This is a genomic window from Sporosarcina sp. 6E9 (assembly GCF_017921835.1).
Taxonomy (GTDB): Bacteria; Bacillota; Bacilli; order Bacillales_A; family Planococcaceae; genus Sporosarcina.
In genome coordinates this window covers 1,540,012-1,558,153 of sequence record NZ_JAGEMN010000001.1, presented here as the reverse complement: position 1 = coordinate 1,558,153, position 18,142 = coordinate 1,540,012, and the positions used below count along the sequence as shown (strand labels likewise).

At 39.6% G+C, this 18,142-nt stretch carries 21 protein-coding genes and 1 riboswitch; of the genes, 15 read left to right on the top strand and 6 right to left on the bottom strand.

Features of this window, described 5'->3' with window-relative positions; translation table 11 throughout:
- Positions 1-29: 29 nt before the first annotated feature.
- Positions 30-491, top strand: a complete 462-nt coding sequence (locus J4G36_RS08080) for a DUF420 domain-containing protein (protein ID WP_210469511.1) — start codon at positions 30-32, stop codon at positions 489-491.
- A gap of 256 nt (positions 492-747) precedes the next feature.
- Here the strand turns inward: J4G36_RS08080 and ytvI are convergent, their stop codons facing one another.
- A complete protein-coding gene (ytvI, locus tag J4G36_RS08075) occupies positions 748-1,806 on the bottom strand; it encodes a sporulation integral membrane protein YtvI (RefSeq protein WP_210469510.1) in 1,059 nt (352 codons plus the stop codon).
- A gap of 117 nt (positions 1,807-1,923) precedes the next feature.
- Positions 1,924-2,292, bottom strand: a complete 369-nt coding sequence (locus J4G36_RS08070; protein ID WP_210469509.1) for a YugN family protein — start codon at positions 2,290-2,292, stop codon at positions 1,924-1,926.
- Between the two features lie 79 nt (positions 2,293-2,371).
- Here J4G36_RS08070 and J4G36_RS08065 point away from each other — a divergent pair, with 79 nt between their 5' ends.
- On the top strand, positions 2,372-3,514 hold the full coding sequence (locus J4G36_RS08065; protein WP_210469508.1) for a CAP domain-containing protein: 1,143 nt from the start codon (positions 2,372-2,374) through the stop codon (positions 3,512-3,514).
- Positions 3,515-3,567: 53 nt separating this feature from the next.
- Here J4G36_RS08065 and J4G36_RS08060 read toward each other — a convergent pair whose 3' ends face one another.
- Positions 3,568-4,299 carry an amino acid kinase family protein gene (locus J4G36_RS08060; RefSeq protein ID WP_210469507.1) on the bottom strand — a complete coding sequence of 244 codons (732 nt, stop codon included), beginning with the start codon at positions 4,297-4,299 and terminating at the stop codon, positions 3,568-3,570.
- A 111-nt stretch (positions 4,300-4,410) separates the two neighbouring features.
- Here J4G36_RS08060 and J4G36_RS08055 point away from each other — a divergent pair, with 111 nt between their 5' ends.
- Both J4G36_RS08055 and J4G36_RS08050 read left to right on the top strand, forming a co-directional pair.
- Positions 4,411-5,862: a UDP-N-acetylmuramoyl-L-alanyl-D-glutamate--2,6-diaminopimelate ligase gene (locus J4G36_RS08055; RefSeq protein ID WP_210469506.1), complete on the top strand. Its 1,452-nt coding sequence runs from the start codon at positions 4,411-4,413 to the stop codon at positions 5,860-5,862.
- A gap of 74 nt (positions 5,863-5,936) precedes the next feature.
- On the top strand, positions 5,937-6,380 hold the full coding sequence (locus J4G36_RS08050; RefSeq protein ID WP_210469505.1) for a YlbF/YmcA family competence regulator: 444 nt from the start codon (positions 5,937-5,939) through the stop codon (positions 6,378-6,380).
- Between the two features lie 70 nt (positions 6,381-6,450).
- Here the strand turns inward: J4G36_RS08050 and J4G36_RS08045 are convergent, their stop codons facing one another.
- Entirely contained in the window at positions 6,451-7,362 is a 912-nt protein-coding gene (locus J4G36_RS08045) for a glycerophosphodiester phosphodiesterase family protein (RefSeq protein WP_210469504.1), read from the bottom strand.
- A 287-nt stretch (positions 7,363-7,649) separates the two neighbouring features.
- Between J4G36_RS08045 and J4G36_RS08040 the strand changes: the two genes are divergently transcribed.
- From J4G36_RS08040 to coaD, 3 genes are read left to right on the top strand one after another with little or no spacing between them, the layout of a single operon-like run.
- A complete protein-coding gene (locus J4G36_RS08040; protein WP_210469503.1) occupies positions 7,650-7,922 on the top strand; it encodes a YlbG family protein in 273 nt (90 codons plus the stop codon).
- Positions 7,923-7,953: 31 nt separating this feature from the next.
- The gene (gene rsmD, locus J4G36_RS08035) at positions 7,954-8,502 is read left to right on the top strand and encodes a 16S rRNA (guanine(966)-N(2))-methyltransferase RsmD (RefSeq protein ID WP_210469502.1); all 549 of its coding nucleotides are present in this window, start codon (positions 7,954-7,956) and stop codon (positions 8,500-8,502) included.
- Positions 8,503-8,512: 10 nt separating this feature from the next.
- Positions 8,513-8,995, top strand: a complete 483-nt coding sequence (coaD, locus tag J4G36_RS08030) for a pantetheine-phosphate adenylyltransferase (protein ID WP_210469501.1) — start codon at positions 8,513-8,515, stop codon at positions 8,993-8,995.
- Between the two features lie 51 nt (positions 8,996-9,046).
- Here the strand turns inward: coaD and J4G36_RS08025 are convergent, their stop codons facing one another.
- Positions 9,047-9,937, bottom strand: coding sequence for a hypothetical protein (locus J4G36_RS08025; RefSeq protein ID WP_210469500.1), 891 nt, complete (start codon positions 9,935-9,937; stop codon positions 9,047-9,049).
- Between the two features lie 140 nt (positions 9,938-10,077).
- Here J4G36_RS08025 and J4G36_RS08020 point away from each other — a divergent pair, with 140 nt between their 5' ends.
- The 3 genes from J4G36_RS08020 to J4G36_RS08010 all read left to right on the top strand — a co-directional run bounded on the left by J4G36_RS08020 (position 10,078) and on the right by J4G36_RS08010 (position 13,342).
- Positions 10,078-11,124: a SepM family pheromone-processing serine protease gene (locus J4G36_RS08020; protein ID WP_210469499.1), complete on the top strand. Its 1,047-nt coding sequence runs from the start codon at positions 10,078-10,080 to the stop codon at positions 11,122-11,124.
- 91 nt (positions 11,125-11,215) lie between these two features.
- Positions 11,216-11,317, top strand: a riboswitch (purine riboswitch).
- Positions 11,318-11,456: 139 nt separating this feature from the next.
- Positions 11,457-12,044, top strand: a complete 588-nt coding sequence (locus J4G36_RS08015; protein WP_210469498.1) for a xanthine phosphoribosyltransferase — start codon at positions 11,457-11,459, stop codon at positions 12,042-12,044.
- Entirely contained in the window at positions 12,041-13,342 is a 1,302-nt protein-coding gene (locus tag J4G36_RS08010) for a nucleobase:cation symporter-2 family protein (RefSeq protein WP_210469497.1), read from the top strand. Before J4G36_RS08015 ends, J4G36_RS08010 begins: the two co-directional genes overlap by 4 nt.
- Before the next feature lie 101 nt (positions 13,343-13,443).
- On the opposite strand, the gene J4G36_RS08005 is transcribed toward J4G36_RS08010, so the two are convergent.
- Entirely contained in the window at positions 13,444-14,676 is a 1,233-nt protein-coding gene (locus J4G36_RS08005; RefSeq protein ID WP_368668735.1) for a nucleotidyltransferase, read from the bottom strand.
- Positions 14,677-14,791: 115 nt separating this feature from the next.
- Here J4G36_RS08005 and J4G36_RS08000 point away from each other — a divergent pair, with 115 nt between their 5' ends.
- The 5 genes from J4G36_RS08000 to J4G36_RS18470 all read left to right on the top strand — a co-directional run bounded on the left by J4G36_RS08000 (position 14,792) and on the right by J4G36_RS18470 (position 18,116).
- Positions 14,792-15,325, top strand: a complete 534-nt coding sequence (locus J4G36_RS08000; RefSeq protein WP_210469495.1) for a YceD family protein — start codon at positions 14,792-14,794, stop codon at positions 15,323-15,325.
- A 27-nt stretch (positions 15,326-15,352) separates the two neighbouring features.
- Positions 15,353-15,526 carry a 50S ribosomal protein L32 gene (gene rpmF, locus J4G36_RS07995; RefSeq protein WP_210469494.1) on the top strand — a complete coding sequence of 58 codons (174 nt, stop codon included), beginning with the start codon at positions 15,353-15,355 and terminating at the stop codon, positions 15,524-15,526.
- A 139-nt stretch (positions 15,527-15,665) separates the two neighbouring features.
- Positions 15,666-16,418, top strand: a complete 753-nt coding sequence (locus J4G36_RS07990) for an enoyl-CoA hydratase/isomerase family protein (RefSeq protein ID WP_210469493.1) — start codon at positions 15,666-15,668, stop codon at positions 16,416-16,418.
- Positions 16,419-16,541: 123 nt separating this feature from the next.
- Complete coding sequence (locus J4G36_RS07985; protein WP_246880441.1) at positions 16,542-17,885, top strand: acetyl-CoA carboxylase biotin carboxylase subunit; 1,344 nt, start codon at positions 16,542-16,544, stop codon at positions 17,883-17,885.
- Positions 17,886-17,900: 15 nt separating this feature from the next.
- Positions 17,901-18,116, top strand: a complete 216-nt coding sequence (locus J4G36_RS18470) for a biotin/lipoyl-containing protein (RefSeq protein WP_246880440.1) — start codon at positions 17,901-17,903, stop codon at positions 18,114-18,116.
- Positions 18,117-18,142: the final 26 nt, after the last annotated feature.

The following is an 18,142-nucleotide window of genomic DNA, read 5'->3' as shown; positions in this document are numbered from 1 at the left end:
AAGAAGTTTTTCAAAGGGGAGAGTAAAGAATGTCTGTGCCTTTTTTACCTACGCTAAGTACATTTTTTATCATTCTTTCCGCGGTGTTTGTAGCTATCGGATGGAATTTAATCAGAAAAAAGAAAATCGAAGATCATAAAAAAATGATGATTGCAGCTGCAGTTGCTGCTGTTTTATTCTTCATTATTTATATTTCACGCACAATCGTAGTTGGGAATACCTCCTTCGGGGGGCCTGATAGTTTGAAACTATATTATACGATTTTCTTGGTTTTCCATATATTACTTTCCATAATAGGTGCGATTATGGGCGTAATTACAATCCGGTCTGGTTTGAAAAACAATCTTCAAAAACATCGGAAAATCGGACCGATTTCGAGCATTATCTGGTTCTTTTCAGCAATTACAGGCGTTATGGTCTACTTGTTGTTATACGTTTTCTACACAGGTGGAGAAACAACTTCAATGTTTAGAGCGATATTTGGATTGTGAATGAATAGGTATGAAAGGATTTTATTATCCTTTCATACCTTTTTTATTTACTTGCTCTCCTTGCTGCTGATCGGATTTACTGGATCTCACTTAGGAAAGGTTGATTATTCTTTTTACTTAATTTCGAACGGTAGTTTGTACGCACATTGTCTCCATTTGTAAGAAAAACTTATTAATAACGAATAACAAAAAAGCCGCCTAACCTAGACGGCTTGCCACATACACTTATATAAGATGGTCATTAATTCTTGTGTCATTAGATTTTAAAGTTAATTCGAATGATCCCAGCTTCACGTGCTGTCGTGAATAAGATGACTAAAAGTGGACCAAGGAAAAATCCGATGAATCCAAATAATTTTAATCCAATAAACATTGCGATTAAAGTGGGGAGCGGTTTTAATCCGATTTGGGATCCCATGATTTTTGGTTCTACGGTTCTTCGAATAATTAAAAGAACGATGGCTAGAAAGGTTAGTTGTGAACCGGTTGAAACATCTCCGCTGACAAAGTAATATAATGCCCAAGGAGCCAAAATAATAATTGAACCTAAAATAGGGATTAAATCGACAATCCAAATAACCAACGACAAGACAATCGCATATTGAGGTTTTATCAGTAGAAGTCCTATGAATGTAGTAGCTAAAATGATTAAACTAACTAAAAACTGTGCTTTAACAAATCCGAAAACAATTGAATTCAGCTTTGAAACCATAAAGCGAACTTTTTCAGCGGTTTCTTGTGTAAAGTATTTAAACGCCATTTTTTTCAATTCAGGCAACTCCAGCATAAAGAGAAAAAGTGCAATAATGAAAACGATTAAACTTACTAGGAAGTTCGGCACATCCGCTAAAAGTGAAGTTATCTTTTCATAACTCAGGAGATTGAGAATTGATTCACGCAACAGGTCAAAGATTGATTTGAATTCTTCTTGTATTGCTTGAATAACTTCTGCGGGCATTCCGGCTGTATATTGAAACAATTTGTTTTGCATATCAATCCAAATACCGGATAATGTATTAAAGTGACCTGGTGCCGCTTTTGTAAAATCGATAATTTTTCCTATGAGTCGTGTTACCGTATAATAGAGTAAAGATGAAAGTATAACTAAAATAAAAATAAAAACTGATATGACAGCTACTTTTCTTTTCCATTTAAATTTCTTTTCTGTTAGATTAACCAGAGGATCAATAATTAGCGCAGTAAATAGTGCTAAAATAATAGGTAAGGATACGGGAATGATATAAATAAAACAAAGAATAATAAGGATAATACTAAGCGCGATAAAAAAGTTGCGTTTTGTGAACCATTTTGCCAAATGCCATCCCCCCAATCATGTCTTATAAATCCATTATAACCAAAAATGTCATTTTGAATAGGCAAAAAATACCGGAGAACGAAAAGTTCTCCGGTATAAGCCACATTATGCTTTACATTATGCTTTATTCATATTATATGGTTGCAAGGCTTTATGAACAGCTTCCAGTGTTGCTTGGCAGTCTTTAAGAAGACTTTTCGGGAAGTTTTCATCTTCTCCGTATTCAACACCAAATGGATAATAATGTTTACCAATAACTGGTTTTTTCAGGTTCATGATAGCGTCTCGTTTATCAACGTCACCATCTTTAGTGTAACCAAAAATACGTAAGTAATATGTACCGTCTTTGACTACATATTTTTTATCATATGTTACCCGTTCATAGTCCCATTGTCCTGCTCTAACTAAATCATGTTCAAGCATGACTTCGTCAAGTATTAGTAAGTCAGCAACAATATCTTCAATACCAGTATTTTCAAAATACATGTTTAGAATCCTCCTCCAAAATATCGTCCAGCGAATGCTCTATACATATCCATAATAGAACAATTTCACAATAGTTGCAATGACAACATTGTGTCCAGTAGAAGTAGCGATGTTTGTTAGTACATTATATATGAAAGTGGGGATTGTAGTGAAAATATTAATAAGGGTAGCCATTTTATTATTAGTTGCATTAGCTATTTTTTATCTGACTGGAAACCATGTAAAAGAAAATGAACCGCTTCAATCTCCAGTAAAGCAGGGGGCACCAGTTCCAGTGACAGATAAAGGAGTAGGAACCGCAATTCCACAAACATCACGGCCAGAAAAAGGCTTGTCTATTTTTGTGGGTGACAAAACTAAAAAACTTGTTGAAAAGTGGGGAGAACCTACCCGAATTGAACCATCTGGATACGGATACGACTGGTGGATTTATTTAGATGATTTGAAGTTCATGGTGGGGGTTAATGACAACGGACTTGTAAATCAAATATACACCACGGAGTCTGCCGCAGAAATTTATCCTTTTCAAATAGGTCAAAATATTGATGATATATTTCGTTTTACAATTGTAGGATCTGAAGTCGATGTAATGATTGATGAGAACGTCTACACTTTTTCATTAAATGGCGAGGACTTAAAAACACGATTACTAATTATATATAAAGGTTTGTTCGTCCAACTCTATTTAGACAACGAAAGTGGAGATTTACAAGCAGTTAGATTTATTGACCCTGAGACACTTATACTACATCAGCCCTATGAAATGACCTATATGGGGGAATTAATCGTTTCTAAACCGCCATCATCAACATTACAAATTGAAGTTAATCGAACTGCCGAGCGTCAAACTTTTGAAATCACAAATTTGTATCGCAAGAAATTTAATGTTCCGGAAGTAATGTATGATTATGATTTAACTATTTTTGCCCGAGATTATAGTGAGAAAATGGCATTGAAAAATTATTCAGCGGAAGAAACAACAGATTCTGAAAAACTTTCTGATCGTCTAGACGAAGCGATGATTGAACATCGTAAAGCCGCAGAGAATATTGCCTTCGACTATGTAGATGCGATTGAGGCAGTTCATGGATGGTTAAATTCACCTGCTCACCGTAGTATACTCCTAGATAAGGATTTTACTCATATGGGAACAGGTTCATATGGGAATTATTATACACAAGACTTCATTAAAGCTACAAAAGAAGATATTAGAAGGAAATAGCCGTTACCAAAACCTAAACGGATAGGGACGGACAACGTGATCCGTCCAATAAGTTAATTTGTAATCCAAGTTCCACTTTCTGTTCCGGTGATGCCTCTAATATAAAGAGGTGTCGCTGTTTTTTTTGCGTGTAATGCAGCACGTTTTTGTATGATAGGTTTTTCGCAATTAAGAAAGCCTAGAAATTCATCAAAGCTAAGTGAATCTAATCTTCGGGCGCTCTTGATGATTGCAGGGTCTTCGGTCATAACACCAGGAACATCTTTGAAAAATTGAACATGTGTCGCCTGAAGTGCATCTCCCAAAGCGACAGCGGTTAAATCACTGCCACCTCTACCAAGGGTCATTATATTTCCTTTTTCGTCCATTCCCTGAAAACCTGGAATGATAACGCAGTCAACTTCATGTAGATAGTGGTGAATTGATTTTGTGTCGATGGTCGCAATTGAAGCATCGCCATACTCTCCGGAAGTCACAATTCCCGCTTGCATTCCATGAAGAATCTTATTACGAATGCCAAATTGATGTAATTCGGCAGAAAGAACGCTGGCAGCAATTAACTCTCCACACGATGCGACAAGGTCCTTCGCTGCCTTATTGGATGAGAATGCCTTCGACAAGTTAAGTAAGCTGTCTGTGGCGTATGGGTCGCCAAGACGGCCGATTGCAGAGACGACAACGACTATTTTTTTAAATTGTTCAATCCCATCTTTTATGTGGTTGATGCATTTCATTCGCATTTCTTCGTTTTGCATGGCGACTCCGCCGAATTTCTGGATAATCATACGCGTCCCCCAATTTTCTTCGTGACATTTGAAACACCTTGTTCATAGGATAAAGTAGGTTTGCTCTCAATATATTCGATAAAAATTAAAACGTTCGGGAAGGGGAGTCGGGTGCTGCTTTTACAGGAGTTATTAAAAGACTGGCCGTGTACGATTGCTGGCGGGAATTATAGAGTAGCTGTAAAAGGAATTACGGAAAACTCACTGGATGTAAAACCCGGTTTCATATTTGTTGCTAGAAAAGGGAAAAAAAATGATGGAACACTTTTTATAGGGGAGGCGATAAATGCTGGCGCAGTCGCAATTGTTATTGATAAAACCACCAGATATCAATCCGACAGCATCCCGATAATTACCGTGCCAGATTGTAGATTATTTTTATCTCATGCAAGCGCGGAACTGGCACAAAACCCTGCCAACCATTTGACGGTTATTGCCGTAACGGGAACAAATGGTAAAACGACAGTCAGTCATTTCATTGGTCAGTTATTAATGATGCAAGGCAAGCGAGTTGCGGTAATCGGCACGACGGGAATTTTCATCGATGGAATATCATTTAATTATCAGGCACCCCAAATGACGACATTGTCTGCGGAACATTTACATCCATTGTTAGCAAGTTGTTTGGAAAACGGGGTTACCCATGTGGTTTTAGAGGCTTCTTCGTTGGGATTATCGACGTACCGGTTGGCGCATTGTAAAATTGATATCGGGTTGTTATTGAATATTGGTTCGGATCATTATGATGAACACGGCGGAAAAGAATCGTATATTAATGCGAAGAAGAAATTATTGCTTATGGCTAGGAAAGTCATTGTTAATCGAGATGACCCGGTGTGTGTGCAAATGGCGCAATCCGTAGCTAAACCATGCACATATTTTGGTACCTGCCTCGACTCAGACATTCGTCTGAATTTTGAAGCGCAAAAACTATTCGTTCATTGTGGGAAAGAACACGGTGCGTTTTCTCTACCTCTACTTGGGGAATTTAATCGCATGAATGCAGTAGCCGCAATAAGTGTTCTTCATACCTTATCCTATAAACTTTCATCTGTTTTACCATACGTCGGTTCATTACAATTGCCAGAAGGTAGAATGGAACAAGTCAATAAATCAAATATAACTGTTGTCATCGATTATGCGCACACCCCGGATGCACTTCAAGGCGTATTATGTTCGTTGATGAAAACATCTACAGGAAGACTGATTACTATCTTCGGTTGTGGTGGTGAGCGAGATAAGGGGAAAAGGGCAGAAATGGGTCAAATTGCTTCTTTTTATTCTTCAACCGTTATTATAACAACAGACAATCCTAGAAACGAAGACCCGATAGCAATCATCGATGATATAATTTCAGGTATAACGGATAGTGCGAATGAAATTATCATCGAACCGAACAGGGAGTTAGCCATTCAAAAAGCCGTTAATATGGCAGATGCCGGTGATATCGTGCTTATTGCGGGAAAAGGTCATGAAAAAATTCAACATACAGCTGAAGGGACTTTTCCATTTTCAGATATGAAAATTGCTAAACAGGCATTGCTTCGAAAAGAGGGAAATTAGAAAAAAAGATTATTACATTCACGGGATTGAAAATTTCTGTTATGATGGAAGGGTAAATGGAGGGGATGAAATCTATGTTGATGACCGATGAATGGGTCACGATTTTAGAACACGCGGAAGAACTCGCCGATTATATACTCTCTTCGGATGTAATCGAAGAGTACAATAAATGTTACCAAGCTGTTTATTCAAATGACATCCTTGTGAAATCGATTAATGAATTCACAGAGATGAAAGAACGCTATGAAGAAGTACAACGATTCGGGCGTTATCATCCGGATTATAGCCATGTCATGAAAGAGATCCGGTTGCAGAAAAGAGCGCTTGATATGAATGAACAAGTTGCTGCACTTCGTCTTGCTGAAAACGATGTTCAATATCTGTATGACGAAGTTGGGTCAATTATTGCGAAATCTGTATCGGATTCAGTGAAAGTTCCAGCCGGAAGTGCATTCTTCGCAGATTCATCATGTGGAAGTGGTTGCGGCTCTGGTGGAAGTTGTTCGTGTTCCGCATAATAATATTACACCTTATTTCTGGTTAAGCCGACAGAAATAAGGTGTTTTTTGTATAAGAGAAAGTGTTTGCTTATTCAATTGTATTGTCGTAGATGACTTGCATCACGAGTTCAGGATTACTAGTGATAAATCCGGCAGCCCCATTTTTAATCATAGAAAGGATAGCGTTTTGATCATCAACATCTTTGTAATAGATTGGAATATTTAACTTTGATAAAAAGTTAATAAATCCTTCACTGCTAATGGAGAAAATACCGAATTTTTCCGGGACTTGAAACATATCCACTTGCGGGTTATACAAATGTCCGAATTGACTTGCATAGGCTGCATAAGCCTTTTTCACTTCATCGTCCCCAGCCCCTGTAGCAACTCGGTTTTGCGCGTATAAATTAAAACGATCAACTTGCTCGTCATATGAACTTGTAACCGCGACTCGGTCTTCAGCACTCAATTCTTCAATTAGCCGCCATAGCTTTGAAGGCATTAGGCTACCTTCATATGTGTCAGGGGAGTCCTTCATATTGATACTGACAAACATATGTGGAAATCGATCCAGAAGTTCTTTCAGTGTAAGTAATTTTTCGCCTTTACCACGGAAAGGATAGGCTTCATTTTCATCTGTAAAATGATAGCCAGCATCGGCATCTTTTAATTCATTTAATGTGAAATCGGCTACTTTTCCAGCAAGATTCGTAGTGTCGTCTATATATTCATCATGAAAAACTAGAATTTCTTCATCTTTCGTTAATCGTATATCAACACAAAATCCATGAACACCAAGTGAGGCGGAATTTGTGAATGCCGATAATGTATTTTCAGGAGCACCCATTCGTCCACCCCGATTCGCTAAAACGATTGGATTGTCAAATTCAAGTGCTTTTTTACTTTCGCGAATGATAGGTTTGGCAACTGCTTTGGAAGCAGCCCATGCAGCTATACCGGCAGCACCTACGGATATGGCAACTTTAGTTTTTCTACCCAATGATGGATCCTCCTTCATCTGAAAGTATGTACTAGTATAAGTACATCCAGCTCCGAATGGCAACCGCTCGGGTCGTTTCGGTCTTGAACATGTAGGAAGGATTGAACTGCATCCTTCTTTGGCAAAGAGCACCTTTATTTCAAGTCCTCCAACGCCTTTCGCGGTAAACCGCCATTCTCCGCTTTTGTTTATTATAAGTTATAAGTCTCGAGTTGTCAGCTATATGTAAGTTGCAGCCCATTTCTGACATATGGTATTGTAGGGAGTAGGAAAAGAGGGGAATTCTTATGATTGATCGACAAGGTGTTATCATTTATCTCCATCACTTGAGACAAGCGAAATCGCTTCGAAAGTATGGTCATGTTCATTATATATCAAAGAAAATGAAATATGTCGTTCTCTATTGTGATCAAACTGAAGTGGAATCCGTCATTAATAAAGTAGAACAACTTCCAACTGTTAAAAAGGTATTGCCTTCTTATCGTCCATTTGTAAAAACAACTTACGAAAATGCAAAGCCAGATAAAGCAAAGGAATATGATTATAAAACGGGACTGTAAGCAGCTATAATACGGGAGAGGTTGAGTACCATTGAGAATTATTGCGGGAGCAAAAAAAGGATTGCGCCTAAAATCTTTGGAGGGCGTGCATACACGTCCGACATTGGATAAGGTTAAAGAGTCCGTATTCAATATGATTGGTCCTTATTTTAACGGCGGAATCGTTGTGGAGCTTTTTGGTGGAAGTGGGGCACTATCCCTAGAGGCTCTGTCTCGAGGCGCTGAGAAAGCGTATGTTTTCGAAAAAAATAGAAAAGCATGTGCGATAATCCAGTCTAATGTGGAAAAATGCCGTTACGACGAAATTGTACATATTAAGCAAACTGATGCTAGAAACGCTTCGAAAATTTTGCAGCAAAATAATGAGATGATTGATTTACTGTTCATAGATCCACCTTATGCCCAAAATGATTTTTATCAACTAGCCGAGACGATAGCGGATAATAATTTGCTGACTGATAGTGCTATTATCATCTGCGAACATGATAATAAAACAGTATTACCAGGGGCCTATGGTGAGTTCCAGAAAATTAAATCTTCAAAGTACGGCAATATCACGATATCAATTTACGAGAAATGAGGTTTTAAGAATGTCTAAAATAGTAGTTGTCCCAGGTAGTTTTGATCCAATCACCAATGGACATCTTGATATTATTAAACGAGCTGCGAAAGTTTTTGGACAAGTAAATGTCGTTATCATGCATAACTCATCAAAGAACTATCTGTTCAGTGTTGATGAACGCATGGACTTGATAAAGCAAGTGACGCAATCGATTCCAAATGTAAAGATAGAAACTTCCAGCGGGCTAATGATTGACTATGCTGAAAAAGTAGGAGCGGTTGCAGTTGTCCGTGGACTACGGGCTGTGACAGACTTTGAGTATGAAATGCAAATTACATCGATGAACCGTGTTCTAGACGAAAACATTGAAACGTTCTTTATTATGACAAATAATCAATATTCGTTTCTAAGTTCAAGTATCGTAAAAGAAGTCGCGCAATACGGCGGAGATATTTCTGAACTTGTTCCAGTACAAGTGGAAGAAGCATTGAAGAAGAAATTCGCAAAATAATAGTCTGGAAAAAGGCTATCATGGGAATCCATTCATGATAGCCTTCTTTTATTACAGCAATAAGTAAAGTAAAATCGGAACGATGACAATACACCAGACTCTGCCTATCACGTAAGGTCGCATAGAAACCTTCGCCGTTTTGGCGATAACCGCAACTTGAATATGAATACTTAGCCCATTCATTGAAATAATTGCTGCAATGAGCAATGGGTAGATGGTTAGCCCGCTAAAATGGGTCGTTGCGGATTGGACGCCGGAAGTCATTTCGAAAATTGACAAGGTCACAGTTTGTGCAATACCAGTGTCAACTGAAAAAGTCGATGCAATGACACTGGATAACACGATTCCTAATGCAGAGAAAAAAATAACGGTTGTTGCAACGAGAATAATAATTTCCGAGCTATCCTTTAGCGAATCCAAAAGTGGCATTGTCGATTGTTTTGGTACTGGTGGTTGAATCTTGCCCTTCAATTCTTGTTCATTCTTAATAAATAGCAATGTCATGAAAAAGAAAATAATATTTGCGATATGGATCGCAATCAATAACTTCCACCCTGTGTTGATATCGCCGAATAGTTCAATTCCTACGAAACCGATAACAAACATTGGGCCAGGAGCATGGCATGACGCTAATAGAAGACCAGCTTGTTTTCGCGTCAACTCTTCATTTTTTGTCATTTCCGATACAGTGACAGCGCCGACCGGAAAACCACCAAAAGAGCCGAGTACATAGGCTTTCACAAACTTTTTCCATGGGGCTCCTACCTTCCCGGCGGTTACCGGCATTTTTAATAACCATTGCGTTAAAATGATATAGGGGAGCAAATAAGGAAGCAGCGCGTGAACAAATAGCCTTGCACCTGCTTCAGCACCGTCGTGTGCAACACCTGGTTGTAAGATAAAGAGCAGGATTAACCCCCATATAATAAAGATGTTTATCATCTAATGGTGCATTCATCTAATTTAGCGTGCATGCACTCCGCTCCTTCCGCTTGTGGAGTAAAGGTAAAATGAAATTAATCCGATACACTACTATATATGTCAAACCCGTACAGGCTATTAATAAATGGAGGTGCATAATAATGAATACGAAAAAAATCGGCATAACCGGAATTTTACTTATCCTAATTGCGATCCTGTTTGTTTACCCGATGGACATTTATATATCCAAACCAGGGGGAGCCTATGATCTAACGCCTTTAGTAGATGTAGAAGGTGGCGACGAGAATGATATCGGCACGTTTAGTTTAATGACGATTTCATTGTCAAAGGCAACTGCGGCGTCATACGTCTATTCACAGTTTTCAGACCAACGGAAAATTCTCCCTGCAAAACAGGTTCGCAGATCGGGTGAAAGCGAGACTGAATATAATTTGCGACAGAAAAGGTTAATGTCTGATTCGCAGTTTAATGCGATAACAGTTGCCTTTGATAGAGCTGATATTCCAATCGATGTTACCTTTGATGGGGTGACAGTTATGAGTGTGTTAGAAAATGGGGCAGCTGACGGTATTTTAGAAGCAGGCGATCAAATTCAATTAGTAGATGGCGTTCGATTAAAAGAATCTGGTCAGTTTGCCGACATTATTTCACGAAAACTTCAAGGGGACGAAGTGAATCTGTCACTAACACGAAAAGATGATGATAAAAACGTAACCGTTACGTTAAAAGAAATACCCGAAGGTGATGGGCGTGTAGGATTGGGTGTTCAATTTCTAGAAGACAGAACATTAACGACAGATCCTGAAGTGACAATGCATACATCCAATATAGGCGGACCTTCGGCAGGGTTAATGTTCACATTAGAAATAATGAATCGATTAATGGATGAAGACCTTACAAAAGGCTATAACATAGCTGGTACTGGAGAAATGTTAGAAGATGGAACCGTCGGAAGAATCGGCGGTGCGGATTTTAAAGTAATTGCGGCATCCCGTAAAGGTGTTGAAATTTTCTTTGCTCCGGATGATGAAATTCCGAAAGAAGTGTTAGAGAAAAATCCTGGGTTGCAAACAAATTATGAGGAAGCCGACGCAATGGCGCAAAAGATCGGCACGAAAATGAAACTGGTCCCAGTGAAAACAATAGACGATGCACTCGAATACTTGGAAAAACTAGAGCCAAAATAAGCAATATAAAGTCTTGGAAAATATAGAAGTGTGTGAATCTTACATTACAAATAAAACCTATTGAAAAATGATAAACAAATGTTACAATAAAAACATTCTAATAACATTCACTCATATAATCGCGGGGATATGGCCTGCAAGTTTCTACCGATTTGCCGTAAACAAATCGACTATGAGAAGCAATGGAAGGGTCATGCAATGTATAAGCATGTCTCCTTTTCATATCTTTCGAAAAGCTCGAAGGACATTGCTCCACTCTAGTCATGATTGGATGCACGGTCTTTGGGCTTTTTTTGTCGTTAGGTCGTGAAATATGAAGGGAGAACATTATCGTGGAACAATTAAAGAATAAGATTATACAAGAAGGAAAGGTATTATCCGAATCGGTGTTGAAGGTCGATTCTTTTTTAAATCATCAAATCGACCCAGAATTGATGCAAGAAGTGGGCAAGGAATTTGCGTCACGATTTGCTGATTCAAATATTACTAAAATATTATCAATAGAATCATCTGGTATCGCACCGGCTATGATGGCGGGATTATATTTAGGTGTGCCAGTTATTTTTGCTAGGAAAAGAAAATCACTAACATTGACCAATCATTTATTTACATCAAGTGTTCATTCATTCACGAAAAATGAAACGAACGACATTTCCGTATCCAAAGACTTTCTGTTAGCCGATGATGTCGTGCTCGTGATTGATGACTTTTTGGCAAATGGACAAGCAGTTCATGGGCTAGTTGACATTATTGAACAGGCAAAAGCACAGTTGGCTGGCGTCGGGATTGTTATCGAAAAGGGATTCCAACCTGGAGGCGCTACAATACGCGAACAAGGTATACGTGTCGAGTCGCTTGCCAACATCCGATCTTTGGAAAATGGAAAAGTGGAATTCTTTAGTGAGGTAAGTGCTAAATGAAAAATGGTACTAGAACCGCGGCATTAAGTATCCAACACGTGCTTGCAATGTACGCGGGAGCAGTTATTGTCCCGCTAATTGTTGGAGAGGCGCTCGGACTGACTTCAGTTCAGCTAACTTATCTCGTCTCCATTGATATATTGATGTGCGGTGTCGCAACGATTTTACAAATCATGAATAACCGTTTCTTCGGAATCGGCCTACCAGTAGTCTTGGGTTGTACATTTACAGCAGTCGGTCCAATGATAGCGATTGGCGGAGAGTTTGGGATTTCTGCGATATACGGCGCGATTCTTGTGTCGGGATTATTCGTTATTGTTATTAGTAGTTTTTTTGGAAGCTTGGTCCGCTTTTTCCCACCTGTGGTTACAGGATCAGTCGTGACGATTATAGGAATTACATTAATACCAGTTGCGATTAATAATGCGGGTGGTGGTCAAGGTGCAAGCGATTTCGGCTCGTTGACGAATATCTCACTTGCTTTCGGTACTTTGCTATTTATTATCGTGTTATATCGGATGTCTACAGGTTTTATGCGCGCAATTTCTATTTTGATAGGGTTACTCGCTGGTTCAGCTGTCGCGATGTTTATGGGCATAGTCGATTTTGCGCCCGTTAAGGAAGCGTCTGTTTTCCATATGGTGAAGCCGTTTTATTTTGGAATGCCTACTTTTGAATGGTCGGCAATTTTAACGATGATTCTCGTTGCAATGGTTTCTTTAGTTGAATCTACCGGTGTTTATTTTGCCTTAGGAGATATCTGTGAGCGGAAATTAAAGAAAAATGATCTTGCAAAAGGATATCGTGCAGAAGGAATCGCTGTATTATTAGGCGGGTTATTTAACGCATTCCCATATACGACGTTTTCACAAAACGTCGGGCTAATTCAAATGTCCGGCGTGAAATCAAGAAAAGTCATTTTCATCACAGGATTGATGCTGGTCACACTTGGTTTTGTACCAAAAATTGCTGCGATTACAACGATTATTCCAACTGCTGTATTAGGTGGAGCGATGATTGCAATGTTTGGAATGGTTATTTCTCAAGGGATTAAAATGCTGAGTAAAAGCTTTGTGTCATCGCAAGAAAATTCGATGATTATCGCTTGTTCCATCGGAATCGGTCTAGGTGTCACTGTAGCACCAGAGTTATTTGCGAATCTTCCAACAAGCCTACAAATGTTTACAAGTAACGGTATTGTTGCGGGCAGTTTGACCGCAATTGCGTTGAATATATTATTCAATATGCTTCCGTCTCCTAAGAAAAAACAAGCAAAACTAGCTGAACAGAAAGTTTAATCTCATATTGTAGCATAGGAGGGATTTCAATAATTCTTCTCCTATGCTTTTTTAATAAAAAATGCGAAGACGTTTCCAGGTCTGATCGAAGTGTTTCCTTCTCAGTCACGCCAGAAAATCGGTGCATGCATATAATCAGCACCAATTAAGCTTTGTTCTGTTCCGTTTGCGATTCCAAGTGCATACATATTTGATGCATGCACATCCATTTTCATTGACGGATCTGAAAAGGCGGCGACTTTACTGACAAGCGGGCGTTTTAAATCCTTTTTATTTTCATTTAAATAAAGTCTTCCAGTTTGCGTCATACCTAATAAGCGCAAATAGGATGGCGCTTCGATTTGACGGCGGATATCATACGTGAATCCGGTGAAGATATGAGTGAGCATACGTTGGATTCTGGTCCATGTATATCGCTTTGATTTGACTTTATTCATGAACTCATCAAATGTCCCGCTCGTTTCAGCAGCACGATAGAACAGGTTCTCAATGCCTTCTGTCACATCAGCGATACGCTTTAGTCGTTCCGATCCTTCCCGAAGGATTGTAAATCTTAAAAAAGGATAGAATGAGTCCCAATTCCCAAATGATTGACGTTCGGCTTGCCATTTGCGTAAGGCGTTATATGTTTCAGGTGGATAAAATCCTTGAACAGCGTCAAGCGAATTCGATTCGAAAAAGGATTTTCGGATTCCAGTAGCGCTGGCAATTGAATTCCCTTTGACTGCATCATCATGATAGTCAGCTATAATACGGGATATAGTCGCGGCTTTCATAGACGATTGAATGTTCCTGGCGGCCTGCAAATAATGAAAACCCAAGATATTGTTCGGTTTTGTTAAATCTGCAAATGGCCTATCAGACGCAGAGGATTGAATTGCTTGTTGATAGGCTGAATTAAGGGCTTTAGGATAACTCATGCCTTCCTGTACAGATTTTTTAACAATTTCTTCATACTCATATTCAGCATTTGTTATGAGCTCCAAGCTATTGTTAAAAGGCTCTATATCGCCGTCTTCGCTTCCAAAACAATAGGATTGACAGCGAGCGGCATCTAGAATTTGAATGGCTCCTTCTGCAAATACAGGAGCATGTGCTGTAGCGAAGGCATATGGAAGTTCGAATACAAGGTCAACACCATTTTGAAGCGCCATTTTCGTGCGAGCCCATTTATCAACAAAAGCAGGTTCCCCGCGTTGCAAGAAATTCCCGCTCATAACAGCGATAACAAGGTCGGCATTTGTCGTCTTCCGTGCTTGTGATGCATGAAATTTATGTCCGTTGTGAAACGGGTTATATTCAACAATAATTCCTGTTGCTTTCAAAGCTGTCACTCCTTTGTTACAATGATGTTATTATACCTATGGGAATGGTGAAGTGACAAGAAATTGTCTTGACATCCCTTTGTTCCCATTATATAATCAAGAATGTTGTCTTGAGGTGATCGACATGAAATGGTCCATCAATCAATTGCAGAGATACAGGCAAGGGGACATGCCGTTTGACGAAACGGTTAACCTAGATTCCGTTAAAAAACGGAACCCGGAAATCCGGGATATCAAGCCTATCCATGTAACCGGAAGTTGTACAATTGGCTCGAGTAATCTCTCCTGCCGATTCCGGCTTGAAGGTACGATGACACTGCCTTGTGCCCGAACGTGGGAAGATGTCGCTTTTCCATTCTTAATTGAATCTATTGAACGATTCAGTTGGGATGAAGCGGAACTAGCGGCCGATGATGAAATTCATCAAGTCAGCGGAGATTTTGTTGACTTGACCCCCGTCTTTGAGGAGCTCGTCCTCCTTGAGGTGCCCCTTCAAGTTTTCAGTGAAGATGCTGATAAAATGAAGACGGCTGAAGGTAAAGGTTGGTCATATGCGACCGACGAGGCGTACAATGCTCGGCTCCAACAAGAACGTGAAACAAAGGTGGATCCGAGGCTTGCCGGATTGGCAAACTTATTTGAGAAGAAAGACGAATAAGGTAATTCGTTTAAGGAGGTGCCCCAGATGGCTGTACCAAAAAGAAGAACATCTAAAACTGTAACAAAAAAACGTCGTACACATTTTAAACTACAAGTACCAGGAATGGCTACTTGTGATAACTGTGGCGAAACAAAGCTAGCACACCGCATTTGTAAATCATGCGGACACTACAAAGGAAAAGAAATCGTAGGCGAATAATTAGATTCGTTTACATAAAGAATGTTTTTGAACGTTCTTTATAAAGGCTACCGTGAGACCATGGATCTCGGTAGCCTTTTTTCTATGCGAAAAATACCTTCAATTGCTATACTAAGTTTAAAGTGGAGGTGCAATTGAATTGGCATACAAAATTACAATTGAAGAAAATATCGCTACATTCATGATTGATCGACCTGAAATGAGAAATGCAATAAACACCGAAGTAGTCGATGGACTTGAATCTTTTTTAGAGAAGATTGAAAATAATTTAGAAGTTTCGTTTGTTGTTATTACAGGAGCAGGTGACCGTGCATTTTGTTCGGGAGGCGACTTGTCTGAGTACCAAGACCTTCAAACTGCAGAAGATTCGTTTCCGATGCTCAGTCGAATGGCAGGCCTCTTACATCGAGTCGCGACACTTCCGATGCCTGTTATTGCGCTCGTGAATGGAACAGCTGTCGGAGGCGGCTGCGAGCTTGCAACGGCATGCGATTATCGTGTTGTTTCGGATAAAGCGAAAGCGGGCTTCATTCAAGGGACACTTGCCATCACAACTGGATGGGGCGGCGCGACATTATTATTTGAGAAGTTCAGCAAGCAGGATCAAGTATTCCGTTTATTATCCGAAGCAGAAGTTCATAGCGCCGATCAAATGTTAGAAATCGGTTGGGCGACTGAATTGTATAGCGGTACTGCTGAGGAAGGACTGGAAAAGTTTCTAGAAAAGATGTTGAAAATACATCCTTCTGTCCACAGAGCCTATAAAACGATCGCAATTCGAAAATGGACTGCTGACTTTATTAAAGACCGAATGTTGGGTGAGGCACAGAATTGCTCAATACTTTGGGAAAGCGAAGCGTACCACAAAGCAGTCAAACGCTTTTTACAATAAAGTTGCTAAAAAGGAAATGAAAATAGATTAATTTTAGACAAAGGTTGAAAACGGTTTCACTTATCGTATAAACTAGTAAGTGAATGGGAGATTCACTTCAAACAGTTTGGGGGATTAAATTATATGAAAAAGATACTGATTGCAAATCGTGGGGAAATTGCAAGTAGGATCATACATACGTGCAAACGTCTCGGCATTGAAACGATTGCGGTGCATTCTGAAGCTGACGAACATATGCCGTTTGTAACAGAAGCTGATGCAGCATTTTTAATCGGGCCACCGCCCGTACAACAGTCTTATTTAAAAGGGGAAGAAATTCTGGAAATTGCGCTACGCGAAGGGGCAGACGGCATTCATCCGGGGTATGGGTTGCTGTCTGAAAACGCTGAATTTGCATCTCGAGTGTCAGAAGCGGGTCTGAAATTTATTGGACCGGACGCTTTGACAATAACAGAGATGGGGGACAAAGTTGGCTCAAGGTCTACGATGAAAGCTGCATCTGTTCCGGTTGTACCCGGGACAGATGACGGGGTGGAATCACTTGAAGATGCCATTCGTGTTGCAAAGACAATTGGATATCCAATCATGTTGAAGGCGAGTGCAGGCGGCGGCGGTGTGGGCATGGTGCGCTGTGAAAGTGAGCAAGCGCTCAGTCAACAATTTGATTCGGTGAAAAGTCGAGCGAAAATGTATTTTGGAAATGATCTCGTTTTTATTGAAAAATATATTACAAATGCCAGACATATTGAGGTCCAGATTTTCGGTGATGACGCTGGAAACATTGTTCATTTATTTGAACGAAATTGTTCCGTACAACGTCGCAATCAAAAAGTGATTGAAGAATCACCATCACCGAATCTATCAGCAGAAACGAAAAATCGTCTTTATCAAGCGGCTATCGACGCGGCAAAAGCAGTAAACTATAAAAATGCAGGAACGGTAGAATTTATCGTCGATGAAAATGATGAAATCTACTTCCTCGAAATGAACACGAGGCTTCAAGTCGAGCATCCTGTAACGGAAGAAGTGACTGGATACGATCTTGTAGAGTGGCAAATAGAAGTTGCCCGCGGAAATGAACTTCCGGTTAAAAATCAAGACGACATTCAACTTAATGGGCATGCATTGGAGTTTCGCGTATATGCGGAAGATCCGAAAACGTTCATGCCGTCTCCGGGAACAATCACGAAACTGAAATTACAAAGTGACATCGACGGCATTCGAATCGATAATGGCTACGCCGAAAACGGAAAAGTCACGCCGTTTTATGATCCATTAATTTCAAAAGTGATTGTGCATGGGAATACACGGGATGAAGCGATTGAAAAATCAAAAAGGTTTTTTGAACAAGTCGAGATTGAAGGATTAAAAACGAATATATCTTTATTTACAGAAGTGTTGAATGAGGAGTCGTTTAAGGACGGTACTTATACGACGGCAATTCTCACTGACTGGTCTAAAAAATAAGAGGAGGAAATGAATATGACACAATTAAAATCAACAATGGCGGGAACAGTATTCACAGTAAATGTAGCAGTTGGAGAAGAAGTGGCGGCGGGTCAAGTCGTGATTGTTCTGGAATCAATGAAAATGGAAATTCCAGTTGAAGCAGAAATAGCGGGAAAAGTGACGGCTATTAATGTAAATGTTGGCGACTTTGTGAATGAAAATGATGTTCTAGTTACTTTAGGGGAGTAATCGCTAAAGAACATCAACTCATGTTT